Here is a 13,985-nt window from a genome sequence, read left to right as displayed (position 1 = left end):
GGTGGTAGTCATTCCTGCGATTGACCTCAAGGACGGACGATGTGTGCGGTTGCGTCAAGGCGACATGGCGGCTGAGACGATCTATTCGGAGGATGTGGCGGCTGTTGCTCGACAATGGCAACAGTGCGGAGCCGGCCTTATTCATGTCGTCGATTTGAACGGCGCGGTCGGGGGCGAGCCCAGGAATTTGCCTCAGATCGAGGCGGTTCGCAAGGCGGTTACCGTCGACATCCAAGTCGGTGGTGGAATCAGGACCATAGAAACCGTCCGACGGTATCTGAAGGCCGGGGTGTCGCGCGTGGTCTTGGGGACTGCGGCACTCACGGATCGAGCGTTTCTTGAGCAGGCCTGCACCGAGTTCCCCCGGCGAATTGTCCTTGGTCTGGATGCACGCGACGGCAAGATTGCGGTGAAGGGGTGGACGACGGTATCGGAGACAAAGGCGATCGATCTGTTGAACAAGGTCAGTGGACTGGCGATAGGAGCGGTCATTTATACGGATATTGCACGGGATGGGATGTTGAACGGGCCCAATCTCACGGCGTTGAGAGAAGTCGCGGCTTCCTCCGCTTTTCCAGTTATTGCATCCGGAGGGATCAGTCGGATCGACGATCTTCTGGCCGTACGCTCGCTTGGGCCTCAGATTGAAGGTGCCATCGTGGGCAAAGCATTATATGATGGCCACTTGGATTATCATGCTGCGCTTACGGCGCTCTGTCAGGAGTAAGGGGTGAAGAGTTAGAGGTGGGAAGAGGGATTTACGTTGATCCTTACCCCTTAGTATTCACCGATTGCAGATGTTGACCAAACGCATTATTCCCTGTCTCGATGTCAAAGAAGGCCGAGTTGTAAAGGGTGTGAGTTTCGTGAATCTTCGCGATGCCGGTGACCCCGTCGAGGTTGCGGTGGGATATGATCGTGAGGGGGCGGACGAACTCTGCTTTCTCGATATTACCGCCTCGCATGAGAACCGGAAGACGATTCTTGATGTGGTCGAGCGGACGGCGGCTCGCGTTTTTATGCCGGTGACGGTCGGTGGCGGAGTACGGACAATCGAGGATATCCGGGACTTATTGAATGCGGGTGCGGACAAGGTCAGCATCAATACTGCAGCGATTCAGCGGCCCGGGTTCGTTCAAGAAGCCGCGCAGCGGTTTGGGACGCAGTGTATCGTCGTCGCGATCGATGCCAAGTCCGTTGCGCCAGGCCGGTGGGAAATCTTTACGCATGGAGGACGAAAACCGACCGGGCTCGATGCAGTTGAGTGGGCAACACGTATGGAGCAGTCTGGTGCCGGCGAGATTCTCCTGACGAGCATGGATCAGGATGGTCGTCAAACCGGATATGATCTGGGTTTGACCGCTGCGGTGTCTGGTGCCCTGTCGGTTCCGGTGATTGCATCGGGAGGAGTGGGGACATTGGAGCATTTGTATGACGGCTTTGCGAAGGGGAAGGCGGACGCAGTCTTGGCTGCTTCCATCTTTCATTTTCGGACCTATACGATCTCCCAAGCGAAGGCCTATTTGAGAGACCACGGCGTTCCTGTCCGTATGACAGACGATATTGCTGACGTGGCGTGAATTCATGGACCAGGCACCGGTTGGCCAATTCAAATTCGACCAGCAAGGCTTGCTTCCTGCCGTGGTGCAGGATTGGCTCGATGGGACGGTATTGATGCTGGGGTATATGAATCAAGAGGCGTTGGCTAAGACGGTTGCGACCAGAACCGTGCACTTTTGGAGCCGGTCCAGAAATAAGCTCTGGGAAAAAGGCGAAACCTCCGGCCATAAGCTGCATGTCAAAGCTCTTTTCGTCGATTGCGATCAGGACACCGTCTTGGTAAAGGCACAACCGATTGGGCCGACTTGTCATACAGGCGAACGGGCCTGCTTCTTTTCACGGCTGGATGAACAAGGCCTGGTTACTGGGGAGAAGACGCGGGATGCCGTGGGGGGAATTCTTGAATCAGTGTTGCGGACGATCCTCGCACGTCGTGCGAACCCACAGGCCGGATCCTATACGACGAAGCTATTCGAAGGGGGGCATGACAAGATTTTGAAAAAGGTCGCAGAGGAGGCCGGAGAGGTGCTGTTGGCGTCGAAAGGTGGCAAGAAAGAGGAAATTGTCTACGAAGTGGCTGATCTCTTTTTTCACACCCTCATGGTTCTGGGGTACCATGGTCTGACCTTACAGGACATTTATGAAGAACTGGGACGCAGATTTGGAAAATCCGGCTTGCGGTTGGAGAAGTAGATGACATGGTCTGTGGGGACACCAGTCTGTGATTGAGCGGTGAGATAGGGTATTGGTCGGAGAGGTCGACATGAGCGAGTGCCTATTTTGTAAGATTGTGGAGAAGAAGATTCCAGCAAAGTTGGTTCACGAGGATGAAGACATATTGGCGTTTGACGATATCAATCCCCAAGCACCGGTCCATACGTTGGTGATACCGAAACGACATGTAGAGTCAGTCCAAGATTTGGGTGCGGCAGATCAGGCTCTATTGGCGAGATTGCTACTGACCTGCAGGAGGGTTGCGAACGACAAAGGGCTGGCAGGTTCTGGGTTTCGCCTCGTGGCGAACACCGGACGAGATGGAGGGCAAACCGTGTTTCACCTCCATTTTCATGTCATGGGTGGACGGCATATGGGATGGCCTCCCGGCTGATAGAAGATGACGAATTGACAGGTTTTCCACTCGTCTGTTAATCTGAACGGTCAATAATTCCGATTACTTAGTAACCAGCTCGTCAGGTCGTGCGCGACGGGAATGTAGGAGCGGAGACTCTCGTGGGCCGAGGTCTGATTTCCGACGAGATTAAGAATCGAATACGAGATCGGGTGGATATTGCGGATGTCGTGGGCCAGCATGTCTCATTAAGGCGGGCTGGTCAGAACCTGGTGGGGCTGTGCCCCTTTCATCAGGAAAAGAGCCCATCATTTTCGGTCAGTTCCTCCAAACAAATGTTTTACTGCTTCGGCTGCAAGGCCGGGGGTGATGTGTTCGCATTTCTGAGCAAGATGACCGGCGCGACCTTTCCTGAAGTATTGCGTGAGCTGGGCGACAAGGTGGGTATTGCGATAGAGGAGTCGCCTACGGAACGAGGCCAACGTGGGCAAGCGCATCGCATCGAAGAGATGAACCAGGCTGCGCTGACGTGGTTTCAATCGAATCTTCGCGATCCATCTCTCGGGGCAACGGCTCGTGAGTATCTCGTCAGGCGAGGAATTCAGCAATCCACTGTGGAGGCGTTCCGTCTCGGGGTTTCGTCCTCGGATTGGGAAGGGCTCTGCAAGGTCCTCTCTCGAAAAGGGTTCTCGGCTAGCGACGGCATGACTGCAGGGCTTATTACCCCACGGTCCAATGGTAACGGGTACTACGACAAATTCCATGGACGCCTGATGTTCACCATTACTGATCTACGCAAGCGTGTGGTGGGATTCGGCGGTCGCGTATTGGGCGACGGCATGCCTAAATATTTGAATTCTCCCGATACGCCGCTATTTAAAAAAGGGCAGACGCTGTTTGCGTTCGATCAGGCGCGCGAAGCAATTGTTCGAACCAAAACGGTGATCGTTGTTGAAGGGTATTTCGATGCCATCGCACTTCACCAAGCAGGATTGACCCATACTGTGGCGACCTTGGGGACAGCCTTGACGGCTGAGCATGTGCAGACGCTGCGGCGATTTGCCGAGCGGGTCATATTACTCTTTGATCCGGATACAGCCGGTGTGCGCGCGGCGTTGCGAGGGTTGGATCTGTTTGTCAACAGCGGCTTGAGTGTCAAAGTTGTCACGCTACCGGCGGGAGAGGATCCGGATACCTTTATCCGGAAATCTGGTGTGGATGCATTCGCCCAGTTGGAAGCCATTGCGCCAAGCTTATTGGACTATGCCCTGAATCACACGATCGATCAGGCCGATCCTAGTTCGCTGGAGAGCCGTATTCGAAGCGTCGATGAAGTGCTGCGCATTCTGCAGAAGAGCGAGCATCCGATCGAACGGCAGGAGCGAATGAGAATGGTCGCTGAACGGCTGAGGATCAACGAGGCACGGTTGATCGAGCGCTATCCGGTGCTGTCGGTTCAACCGAAATCTGGTGCCGTTCCTCCACGCGTGCAATCGGCGCAGGAGATTTCTTTGACCACGCTGTTCAAAGGATTGCCAGAAGAGAGGGACTTGTTGCTTCTGCTGTTGCAGGGGAAGCTGTCCCCTGCTGATGTGCGTCGCCTGAATCCGGAATCGTTCACTCTAGCGTCTGGACGAAAGCTGATTGAAATTGCGCTCACTCATCTGGAGCCTGGCGGAGGGCTTGGTCTTCGAGCCGTGCTGGATGAAGCGATGGAAGATTCCGACTGTGGTGCAATAGCGACGGAATTATCCATGCGAGAGGATTATTTCGACGATGTGCCCGCCCATATCCAAGCTTGTTTGGATAATCTCGATCGTAAACGGACGGAGCACGTGCTGCGGGATCTGATCGAACGTCTCAAAACGGCCGAACGCGAAGGGCGAGCGGATGAAGCGGGGAACTTGAACGTGCAGATTAATGAAGTACGGATGCGGAAAGCCGGCACGCTGAGCGCCGGTGTGATGACTTTGGTGAAGGAGTAGTCATGTCGAAACAAGAGTTATTGGGCGAGGTGAAGAAGCTGATCTCCATCGGGAAGGAAAAAGGCTTCCTGACATACGACGAGCTCAACAGCACCTTGCCGGCTGAAGTGGTCTCGTCCGATCAGTTCGGCAGCATCATGGCGATGTTCGGAGAAATGGACATCGAGATCGTTGAAGCGACGGAGGGAGAACGGATTTCAAAACGAGGCGATGGTGAAGGTGGTGAAGAGGGCGAGGATGTGGAGTCGGACGCGGAGGACGACAACGATAAGGCGATCGATTTGACGCCGGGCGCTTTGAGTCGAACCGACGATCCCGTGCGGCTCTATCTCAAGGAAATGGGGAGTGTTGCGCTTCTGAGCCGAGAGGGTGAAATCGAGATCGCCAAACGGATTGAAGAGGGGAAATTCGATATCGCCTCGGTGATCTATGGGATGCCGATGACGATCGAGTTTGTCTTGGCGCTCCGGGATCAACTCAAGAACGGGAAAATCGATGTTCGCGAGATCGTTCCGGTTCAAGAGACGGAAGAGGATTTCGAAGAGGACCAGCAACCGGTCGAGCGTGACTACGAAGAGCTCCGAGTCAAGACCCTCGACGCGTTGAATTCGGTACGGAAAGTCTCGCTTGCGCTCAAGGCGTTGGCGGAGAAGGGCAAGCATCTCGGGAATGACCCGGCGAAACACAAAAAGTTCAAGAAACAGTTTGAAGCCGTTCGTCAGCAGGTGGTGAACAAGATCGAATCAGTCAACCTGCATGGGGTGTTGAAGGAGCGGATGGTGCAGCGTGTCCGCGATCTTGCCGTCCAAATCCGTATGGCCGAACGGGAAGCGGTCAGCTGTCAACGGCGTATTGGCGTCGGCGGCGAGGCCGGAGCTGAATTGTTGAGAAAGATGTGCCGGAGCCGTCAGGACTTCCTGGCTGTCAAGCGGAAGACCGGAGTCTCCGAGGAGGCCTTGCTTGAGATTCGCAAGGTGTATCAAGCCGCCAAGGCGCGAGTTCGCCAACTGGAAGCCGAAGAAGCGCTGGTACCAGCCGAAGAAATTAAGGATGCGGTCAAGCATCTCGATGTGGCGGAGGAGAAAGTCAAACGTGGGAAGGCGGAGCTGGTCGAAGCAAATCTACGGCTCGTCGTCAGCATCGCCAAGAAGTATACGAACCGCGGTCTTCAATTTCTCGATTTGATCCAAGAAGGCAATATCGGCCTCATGAAGGCGGTGGACAAATTTGAATATAAGCGCGGGTATAAGTTCAGCACCTACGCCACATGGTGGATTCGGCAGGCGATTACCAGGGCCATCGCTGATCAAGCGCGTACGATCCGGATCCCGGTGCATATGATTGAAACGATCAACAAATTGATCCGCACGTCCAGGCATCTTGTGCAGAAGTTGGGACGAGAACCGTTACCGGAAGAAATCGCCGAACGGATGGATTTGCCGTTGGATAAAGTCCGGAAGATCCTCAAAATCGCTCGTGAGCCCATTTCGCTCGAAACACCGATCGGAGAAGAAGAAGACAGTCATCTGGGCGATTTCATCGAGGACAAGAAGGCAGTGTCGCCGTTGGAGGCGGCCATTCGCTACGACTTGCAGCGGCAGATCAACAGCGCGTTGGAAACCCTGACGCCGCGTGAGGAGAAGGTCTTGCGTAAGCGGTTTGGCATCGGGGAAGCGACCGACCACACGTTGGAAGAAGTTGGTCAGGACTTTGAAGTGACTCGTGAACGCATCAGGCAGATTGAAGCCAAAGCCCTCAGGAAGTTGCGACATCCGAGCCGTAGTAAGAAGTTGCGGAGCTTTGTCGAAAGTTTGTAGGTCGCAGGACGCACGGCGTGATCCTTGACCTTTCCGAAGAGGGCCCATAGCTCAGGTGGTTAGAGCGGCTGACTCATAATCAGCTGGTCCTAGGTTCAAGTCCTAGTGGGCCCACCAGCGGAAACATGGCGTGCGCCTTCAGTGTTGGGCACTGATGGAAAGGATATGGTGAATCAGAAACTATCCCCACTCATCGAATTACAGAAACTCGATCTCCGAATCTTGGAGATCACCGAAACTCGCCGAAAAATTCCTGAACGTCTCCACCTTGCCGAAACTCCGCTTCGAGAAGTGACCCAGGCCCTGACCGACACGAAAGCTGCGGTCGACGCGGCCACCAAGGAACGGCGTACGCATGAGAAGGACCTCGAAGTGCACGAAGCGCACACGGAGAAGATGAAATCACATGCGGCGAGCCTCAAAACCAACAAGGAATATCAAGCGCATCTGTTCGAACTTGAATTGGCAAACAAGAGGCGGGGCGAGTTTGAGGAGAAGATTTTGCTGGCAATGGAGAAGATTGATGAGCTCCAGAAGGTCGCCAAGGAGCTGCAGGAGAAAAAGCAGGCACACGACAACGTCTTCGCTCAGGAAAAACAGAGTCTGGACACACAGGATAAAGAGCTGGCGAAGGAGCTGGCACGGCTGGAAGCCGATTACCGAGAAGCGGCTGGGAAGGTGGAGAAGAGCCTTCTTGACCGGTACAATCAAGTGAAGGCCGCGCGAAAAGATCAACCCTTGGCTGCCGTGCGTGCCGGTATGTGTGTGGGGTGCCGCTTGCAGATCCCGCCGCAACTCATCGCTCAGGTGAGACGATCAGATGACCTTCATCTCTGCCCCTATTGCAGACGGATTCTCTACTGGGAAGGGGAGCCAGCGAAAGAATCTGCTTCGGCCCTCAGTGAAGCTCGGAAGGCGGATATGGAAGTGGGGGAGTCGTTCTAAGACCGGCTCCCTCAATCTCTCCTGGGTCGTGGTTCTGAACTATGGAACAGCCATCGGGTACGACCCAGAAGACGCTGGATCGAATTCGATCCATGTGTATCTACCAGGATTTTGGTCATTTTATAATGCCGTTCGACCAGTGACCTAGCCGTTCCCTGTCTGTTGTGACGTCCTCCTCCCCTTCGAAGATCATTCGTTTTTCATGGTAGGAGGTTTTAATTTGAAGAGTGCCTTCTGGACATCCAAATCTATGTATCTGATGATGGGGGAATCGGCGAGGCGTACATCGTATGGTGGCGAGACCGAGCCGCCATGCCAAAACACGTGTCCCACCTGTTTATGATCTAGGCCTGCACCGATGTGAATGGAATGGGCATCATGTCGATAAGGGCTATCATAGCTATTGGCTAGTTCATCTCGTTGTCTTCTATCTGAGAAATCAAACGCCAGTTGCAGAATGGCGTCGGCCATGGACCGATCTGGTACGACTGTAAATCCTGCTCGTGTAAGCTTGTCTTTGACGTCCTGTTCCACCTTCTCGATGATGCCGGTTATACCAGTGGGGAGTGTGCGAGCGTTGCTGTGAATGTCAACCCAGATGGTTTTTGTTTGTGCGAGAGTTCGTTGCTCTTGTTCAGTATATGTTCTGTGGCCGGTGCATGCGGCTTGCAGGACTGCAATGACCAATGTCACTATTTGAAGAATCCTCATGCGCTGCTCCTCGTAGGACGTTCGTAAGCTATCAAAGCTTCTCTTGGAGCACAAGGAGGGGATGCCGTTGCAGGTTCAGATCGTGACGTCGATTGCTCAGGCAAAAAGTCTAGAGTAGGGGTGCCAGCACCGCTTTCGTGGTTTTGAAGTGCAACTTCGCCACCTGTCCTAAGCGTTCCTGTCCGTGTTTTTTTACGATCATCTTTGCAGCCAGTTCAACGGTCGGTGAGGCGCCTTTGGGGAGGGCGGTTCCCACTTCACTGGAGAGACGCTTGAGACGGATGAGAAACTCCGCCCGGGCGAGTATGGACGCAGCGGCAACGGCCAAGTCCGACTCCGCTTTCGGGCGTTGTTCCAGCGTAACTTTCCGTCCCTTTTCTTGGAGGGCATTGAGGATCAGCCGCTTGTCTCCGAATTGATCAGAGATCGCCTGCTCACAGGTGATACCTCGTTCCAGCAGAGTTTCTAGCGCTTTGGCATGGCCCCAGGCGAGCAGGCGATTCAGATTCTTGATCTTCTCGTAGAGCTCGTTGTACTTCTGCGGTCCGATGGTGATAATGCTGTGCGGGCAGATGGTTTTGATGTCGGGTGCCATCTCCAGTATACGGCCGTCGGAGAGCGTTTTGCTGTCACGCACCTCCATCAGTCGCAACTCTCCTTGCGTCGTCGCATCCACAAATACCGCAGCAATGACGAGTGGGCCGAAGTAATCGCCTTTTCCCGATTCGTCGATACCGATGCGCTCAATGGCGATTCGTGAATGTTGTGTGGTCATTGCACGTCGAGTCCCCCTAGAAATCATGCCTAGGGCGCGGTAATCTATCAATCGAATCCATATTGGTCAATCCTGCATGGATGGTGCCTGGAGGATTTTGGGGGAGGAATGAATATGCGGGCTCAGCGATTCACCCGTGCCGTGACGATATGCTGTTTGATTGCAGGAGGGATTGGTTTAGCAGGGTGTGAGACCAACCCCTACACGGGTCGGCGGCAGCTGTTGATGACGTCGGTTGGCCAAGAGATGCAAATGGGAGCGCAGGCGTACAATCAAGTTAGGAATGACCCAAAGATGAGGCCGTCACAAGATCCCCGTGAGATCGAGCCGGTGAAACGGGTGGCGACTCGTATTGTTGAAGCGGCGAAACGGTCGAAGTACGCGGAGATGGCGCAACAATTTCAGTGGGAAGTGACTGTGATCAAAGACGACAAGACGGCTAACGCCTTTGCTCTGCCTGGTGGGAAAATGGCGGTGTACACGGGCATTTTCCCCATGGCCAAAACAGAGGCCGGGTTGGCGGCAGTCATGGGCCATGAAGTGGTGCATGCGCTGGCTCGCCATGGGGCTGAGCGGATGAGTCAGGGGCAAGCAGCGAATATTGGCATGCAGGTCATCGGGGCGGCCATTGGGATTGGGAGTAAGAATCCGGCACTCGGTCAGGCGGCGATGGGAGCACTGGGTGTCGGTGCACAAGTGGGTGTGTTGCTGCCCTTCAGTCGGAAACATGAATCCGAAGCGGATTATATTGGAATCCTATTGGCCGCCGATGCCGGGTATGATCCCCGTGAGTCGGTGGCGCTTTGGGAGCGAATGGCTCAGTCAGGTGGTGGGGGACAACCAGAGTTCATGTCTACCCATCCCAGCCACGATACGAGAATTGAGCAATTGAAAGAGTGGATGCCTGAGGCGATGGAGATCTATCAGAAGCGAGCACCCATGCTGGCTGCTCCACTACCGGAAATCGGCGGCAGGTAAGCCGTTACTATTTGTCCTCAGTCGTCTGAGGGAAAGTGAGTCGGCTTGTGACTAACCGTCGCCATTCTTTATACTAACTCGGCGTGGGTGGAAAGCTGGATGGTCGCTCGGGGCTTCGGCCCCGAGAGGAAAGTCCGGACTCCATGGGCAGGGCGCTGGGTAACTCCCAGGCGGAGCAATCCGACACCAGCACCACAGAAAACAAACCGCCGATGGCCAAGGCGATGGGATTCCATCTGATCGTTGCGGCTCAGGTAAGGGTGAAACGGTGGGGTAAGAGCCCACCGCGGGGGTGGTGACATCACCGGCACGGTAAGCGTCGCCCGGTGCAAGGCCAAATAGGAAGACAGGTGCCGTGCTCCTGACGGACTGCGGCGCGCCGACTGGCCCGGTCGAGGTCTTCGGGTAGGTCGCTTGAGGTTCGGGGTAACTCGAATCCCAGAGAAATGATCATCCAGGCAAAGGGGGAGACTTCTTTGCGGGACAGAATCCGGCTTACAGGTTTTCCGCTCACGCACTTCATTCAGCGAGAGTTCTCTCAGGCGTCACTACGCTATTCCGTCGTTGGGTGCCCAGAGGACTATATTGACGCTCCTCTGTGGGGATGCTAGGATCAGAAATCTTTCCCCTTGATTTCAAACACATTCGTGCACGATGATGCGTGCTTCCACGAGGGGTGCTGGTGTAAGGTCTCACGATCGATCGTAGACCTTACGCACGTGTGGTCGGAGGGAGGAGTGTCATGAAACTCACCGGTTCTGAAATCTTCATCGAATGCCTGAAACGGGAAGGGGTGAAAACCATCTTTGCGCTTCCCGGAGGAGTCGTCTTGAAGATTTTTGATACGCTCCATCAGCAGAAAGATGTTGAAGTGATTCTGACGCGCCATGAACAGGGCGCGGGCCATATGGCGGAGGGCTATGCCAAGGCGACGGGAAAGGCGGGCGTCTGTCTGGTCACCTCTGGCCCCGGGATGACCAACGTCATCACAGCGTTGGCGGATGCCTACATGGACTCGGTGCCGGTGGTCTGCTTTAGCGGGCAGGTTCCGACGAGCCTGATCGGGAATGATGCCTTTCAGGAAGCGGACAACATTGGGTTGAGTCGCCCCTGCACGAAATATAATTTTCTCGTCAAAGATGTGAATGATTTGGCAGCCACGATCAAGGAGGCCTTTTACATTGCCACGACCGGTCGTCCCGGTCCGGTGCTTGTCGATATTCCAAAGGATGTTTCTTTGAATGTGGCGGAGTTTGTCTATCCCAAGTCGGTCTCGATCCGCGGCTATAACCCAACGGTCGAAGGGAATAAGTGGCAGATCAAGCAGGCAGCCGAAGCCATCATGCGGGCTAAGAAGCCGATCCTCTATGTCGGCGGTGGTGTCGTCTTCTCCGGCGCATCGCAGGAGCTGCTTGAGTTGGCCGAGATGACGCAGATCCCGGTCGACATGACCTTGATGGGGCTCGGCGCGTTTCCGGGTGAACACCCGCTGTCTCTTGGGATGCTCGGGATGCATGGGACCTATCAAGCCAACATGGCCATGCATTATTCCGATCTCGTCATTGCGATCGGTGCGCGGTTCGATGATCGGGTGACGGGGAAGGTGTCGGAATTCTGTCCCCACGCAAAGGTGATTCATGTCGATATCGACCCGACGTCGATTCGCAAGAACATCCATGTCGATATCCCGATTGTTGGTGATTGCAAGACGGTGCTTCGTGAGCTGAATCAGATTCTTCGTGCGACGGTCAACGGTGAACAGAAAGATCTTCGGAAACCCTGGTGGGGTCAGATCAGAGAATGGCAGCAGGCTCATCCCTTGACCTATCACCAGGAGAAGGACGGGCCGATCAAGCCGCAGCAGGTGGTCAAGCGGCTGTATGAGTTGACGAAAGACCGGGATCCGATCGTCGCAACCGATGTCGGACAGCATCAAATGTGGGCGGCACAGTACTTCAAGTTGGCGAACCCCAATCGGTGGTTGACTTCAGGCGGGCTTGGCACAATGGGTTTTGGGTTTCCTGCTGCCATGGGGGCGCAGGCTGCCTTTCGCGATCGTTTGGTCCTCTGTATTGCCGGAGACGGCAGCATCCAGATGAACATGCAGGAAATGGCGACGGCGGTCGTGAGCAAGTTGCCGGTGAAGATTATCATCTTGAACAACGGCTTTCATGGCATGGTTCGGCAATGGCAAGACTTGTTCTATAACGGACGGTATGCGTCGAGTTATCTCGATACGACGCCGGATTTCGTCAAGCTGGCGGATGCCTACGGTGCGGTAGGATTGCGGGTCAAGAAGATTGCTGACCTCGATGCTGTTTTGAAAGAAGCGTTGGCAACGGACAAACCCGTCATTGTGGATGTCCCAACGTATCCCTATGAGAATTGCTATCCAATGATTCCTGCCGGTGGATGCAATCATGAGATGATTCTCGAAGATCCGCCTGAGTTGAAGCAGAAACAATCCGGCGGAGCCAAAGCGACGCCAGAAGATAAAGACACGGTGCTCACGGCGTAAGCTAGGTGCTGAGTACTGAGTGTTCGGAACGAGAAAAATGGAACATATTATTTCAGTCACCGTTGAAAATAAGTTTGGAGTCTTATCACGGGTTGCCGGGTTGTTCAGCGGGAGGGGATTTAATATTGAGAGCTTGTCGGTGGCGCCGACGTTGGATCCTTCAATGTCCCAAATGACGATCGTGACCTCGGGAGACGAACGAATCATCGAGCAGATCGTGAAGCAACTGAACAAGCTGATCGATGTGATCAAGGTGGTCGATCTGAACGAAACGGAATTTGTCTCGCGGGAGACTGCGATTATCAAGGTCCATACGAAGGATGTGGATCGAGCCGAGGCGCTGCGGATCGTCGATATCTTTCGTGCGAACGTGATCGATTCGACACCGACGACCTATACGATCGAAGTCTCCGGAGACCCGAAGAAGATTGAAGCGATCATCAATTTGCTTCAGCCACTTGGGATTAAAGAATTAGTCCGCACCGGTCGGGTCGCCGTTGCGCGGGAGCCGGTTCGTCCGGCTGCCGTCCAGGCAAAAAAAGTTGCCCGCGAATGACGGGTTGCGGGATGAGAGAGATGTCGCGCTAGACTGACCAATGGAAAGGGTGTTGCATGAACATCTATTACGATAAGGATGCTGATCTTCAACAGATTCGGAACAAAAAGGTGGCCGTGGTCGGCTACGGGAGTCAGGGCCATGCGCATGCCTTGAACATGAAGGAAAGCGGAGTCACTGTGGTGATTGGGTTGCGCGAGGGGGCGTCGTGGAAAAAAGCCGAGCAGAGTGGGCTGAAAGTCATGCCCGTTGCTGATGCCGTCAAGAGTTCCGATGTCGTGATGATTCTGGCGCCTGATGAAGCACAGGCGGCTATCTATCGGCAGGATATTGCTCCGAATCTCAAGCCAGAGTCCTATCTCGCATTTGGTCACGGCTTCAATATTCACTTTGGGCAGATCGTGCCGCCTGCCTCCATCAATGTCTTCATGGTGGCGCCCAAAGGGCCTGGGCACCTTGTTCGCTCGGAGTATGCGAAAGGCAGCGGTGTGCCCTGTCTTCTGGCGATCTACCAGGATCCCAGCGGTATCACGAAACAGGTTGGACTCGCCTATGCCAGTGCAATCGGGGGTGGTCGTGCCGGTGTCATTGAGACCAATTTTCGTGAAGAAACTGAGACCGATCTCTTCGGTGAGCAGGCCGTGTTGTGTGGTGGCCTCACCTCCTTGATTCAAGCGGGTTACGAGACGCTGGTTGAAGCGGGGTACTCACCAGAGATGGCCTACTTTGAGTGCCTGCACGAGGTGAAACTCATCGTCGATCTGATTTATCAGGGGGGTATTGCCAATATGCGCTACTCCATCAGTACGACGGCGAAGTACGGCGATGTGACCCGGGGCCCACGTGTGGTGACCGAACAAACCAAACAGGAGATGAAAAAGATTCTCGACGAGATTCAGACCGGGCGGTTCGCTAAGGAATGGGTGCTTGAGAACCAAGCCAATCGGCCGGTCTATCAGGCCTTGCTCGCGAAAGGGGAGGCGCATCCCATCGAAGCAGTCGGGGCCAAGTTGCGGGGAATGATGCCGTGGCTCAAAAAAGATCAGCTGGTCGATAAGACGAAGAACTGAG

General features: G+C 54.7%; 13 protein-coding genes, 1 tRNA gene and 1 other RNA gene. 13 read left to right on the top strand and 2 right to left on the bottom strand.

Going from position 1 to position 13,985, the window contains the following annotated elements:
- Window position 1: 1 nt before the first annotated feature.
- The 8 genes from hisA to ACYX34_RS18430 all read left to right on the top strand — a co-directional run bounded on the left by hisA (window position 2) and on the right by ACYX34_RS18430 (window position 7,376).
- Window positions 2-727, top strand: a complete 726-nt coding sequence (gene hisA / locus ACYX34_RS18465; protein WP_462078049.1) for a 1-(5-phosphoribosyl)-5-[(5-phosphoribosylamino)methylideneamino]imidazole-4-carboxamide isomerase — start codon at window positions 2-4, stop codon at window positions 725-727.
- Between the two features lie 70 nt (window positions 728-797).
- Window positions 798-1,580, top strand: a complete 783-nt coding sequence (gene hisF, locus ACYX34_RS18460) for an imidazole glycerol phosphate synthase subunit HisF (protein WP_462078048.1) — start codon at window positions 798-800, stop codon at window positions 1,578-1,580.
- A 4-nt stretch (window positions 1,581-1,584) separates the two neighbouring features.
- Entirely contained in the window at window positions 1,585-2,253 is a 669-nt protein-coding gene (hisIE, locus tag ACYX34_RS18455) for a bifunctional phosphoribosyl-AMP cyclohydrolase/phosphoribosyl-ATP diphosphatase HisIE (RefSeq protein WP_462078047.1), read from the top strand.
- Between the two features lie 70 nt (window positions 2,254-2,323).
- Window positions 2,324-2,668: a histidine triad nucleotide-binding protein gene (locus ACYX34_RS18450; protein ID WP_462078046.1), complete on the top strand. Its 345-nt coding sequence runs from the start codon at window positions 2,324-2,326 to the stop codon at window positions 2,666-2,668.
- 122 nt (window positions 2,669-2,790) lie between these two features.
- Window positions 2,791-4,614, top strand: coding sequence for a DNA primase (dnaG, locus tag ACYX34_RS18445; RefSeq protein ID WP_462078045.1), 1,824 nt, complete (start codon window positions 2,791-2,793; stop codon window positions 4,612-4,614).
- Window positions 4,615-4,616: 2 nt separating this feature from the next.
- Window positions 4,617-6,431: an RNA polymerase sigma factor RpoD gene (gene rpoD / locus ACYX34_RS18440; protein WP_462078044.1), complete on the top strand. Its 1,815-nt coding sequence runs from the start codon at window positions 4,617-4,619 to the stop codon at window positions 6,429-6,431.
- A gap of 40 nt (window positions 6,432-6,471) precedes the next feature.
- Window positions 6,472-6,548, top strand: a tRNA-Ile gene (locus ACYX34_RS18435).
- Window positions 6,549-6,596: 48 nt separating this feature from the next.
- Window positions 6,597-7,376 carry a zinc ribbon domain-containing protein gene (locus ACYX34_RS18430; protein ID WP_462078043.1) on the top strand — a complete coding sequence of 260 codons (780 nt, stop codon included), beginning with the start codon at window positions 6,597-6,599 and terminating at the stop codon, window positions 7,374-7,376.
- 189 nt (window positions 7,377-7,565) lie between these two features.
- On the opposite strand, the gene ACYX34_RS18425 is transcribed toward ACYX34_RS18430, so the two are convergent.
- Window positions 7,566-8,087, bottom strand: a complete 522-nt coding sequence (locus ACYX34_RS18425) for a hypothetical protein (RefSeq protein WP_462078042.1) — start codon at window positions 8,085-8,087, stop codon at window positions 7,566-7,568.
- 109 nt (window positions 8,088-8,196) lie between these two features.
- Entirely contained in the window at window positions 8,197-8,862 is a 666-nt protein-coding gene (rnhC, locus tag ACYX34_RS18420) for a ribonuclease HIII (protein WP_462078041.1), read from the bottom strand.
- A gap of 114 nt (window positions 8,863-8,976) precedes the next feature.
- On the opposite strand from rnhC, the gene ACYX34_RS18415 reads away from it, so the two are divergent.
- The 5 genes from ACYX34_RS18415 (at window position 8,977) to ilvC (ending at window position 13,984) form a co-directional block, all read left to right on the top strand.
- Window positions 8,977-9,840, top strand: coding sequence for a M48 family metallopeptidase (locus tag ACYX34_RS18415; protein WP_462078040.1), 864 nt, complete (start codon window positions 8,977-8,979; stop codon window positions 9,838-9,840).
- 87 nt (window positions 9,841-9,927) lie between these two features.
- Window positions 9,928-10,354: RNase P RNA component class A (gene rnpB / locus ACYX34_RS18410), an RNA gene on the top strand.
- A 228-nt stretch (window positions 10,355-10,582) separates the two neighbouring features.
- Window positions 10,583-12,358, top strand: a complete 1,776-nt coding sequence (gene ilvB, locus ACYX34_RS18405; RefSeq protein ID WP_462078039.1) for a biosynthetic-type acetolactate synthase large subunit — start codon at window positions 10,583-10,585, stop codon at window positions 12,356-12,358.
- 37 nt (window positions 12,359-12,395) lie between these two features.
- Window positions 12,396-12,914: an acetolactate synthase small subunit gene (gene ilvN, locus ACYX34_RS18400; protein ID WP_086425064.1), complete on the top strand. Its 519-nt coding sequence runs from the start codon at window positions 12,396-12,398 to the stop codon at window positions 12,912-12,914.
- 56 nt (window positions 12,915-12,970) lie between these two features.
- Window positions 12,971-13,984 (top strand): ketol-acid reductoisomerase, encoded by a 1,014-nt coding sequence (ilvC, locus tag ACYX34_RS18395; RefSeq protein ID WP_462078038.1) that lies wholly within the window; start codon window positions 12,971-12,973, stop codon window positions 13,982-13,984.
- Window position 13,985 lies beyond the last annotated feature (1 nt).

The organism is Nitrospira sp. CMX1 (genome assembly GCF_054902215.1).
The sequence above is the reverse complement of the archived record's forward strand: the minus strand, read 5'-3'. Positions and strand labels throughout refer to the sequence as shown.

Excerpts from the sequence above, each read along its gene's own strand:
- hisF (WP_462078048.1), top strand. The coding sequence starts at position 798 with ATGTTGACCAAACGCATTATTCCCTGTCTCGATGTCAAAGAAGGCCGA.
- hisIE (WP_462078047.1), top strand. The coding sequence starts at position 1,585 with ATGGACCAGGCACCGGTTGGCCAATTCAAATTCGACCAGCAAGGCTTG.
- ACYX34_RS18450 (WP_462078046.1), top strand. The coding sequence starts at position 2,324 with ATGAGCGAGTGCCTATTTTGTAAGATTGTGGAGAAGAAGATTCCAGCA.
- rpoD (WP_462078044.1), top strand. The coding sequence starts at position 4,617 with ATGTCGAAACAAGAGTTATTGGGCGAGGTGAAGAAGCTGATCTCCATC.
- ACYX34_RS18430 (WP_462078043.1), top strand. The coding sequence starts at position 6,597 with ATGGTGAATCAGAAACTATCCCCACTCATCGAATTACAGAAACTCGAT.
- ACYX34_RS18425 (WP_462078042.1), bottom strand. The coding sequence starts at position 8,087 with ATGAGGATTCTTCAAATAGTGACATTGGTCATTGCAGTCCTGCAAGCC.
- rnhC (WP_462078041.1), bottom strand. The coding sequence starts at position 8,862 with ATGACCACACAACATTCACGAATCGCCATTGAGCGCATCGGTATCGAC.
- ACYX34_RS18415 (WP_462078040.1), top strand. The coding sequence starts at position 8,977 with ATGCGGGCTCAGCGATTCACCCGTGCCGTGACGATATGCTGTTTGATT.
- ilvB (WP_462078039.1), top strand. The coding sequence starts at position 10,583 with ATGAAACTCACCGGTTCTGAAATCTTCATCGAATGCCTGAAACGGGAA.
- ilvN (WP_086425064.1), top strand. The coding sequence starts at position 12,396 with ATGGAACATATTATTTCAGTCACCGTTGAAAATAAGTTTGGAGTCTTA.
- ilvC (WP_462078038.1), top strand. The coding sequence starts at position 12,971 with ATGAACATCTATTACGATAAGGATGCTGATCTTCAACAGATTCGGAAC.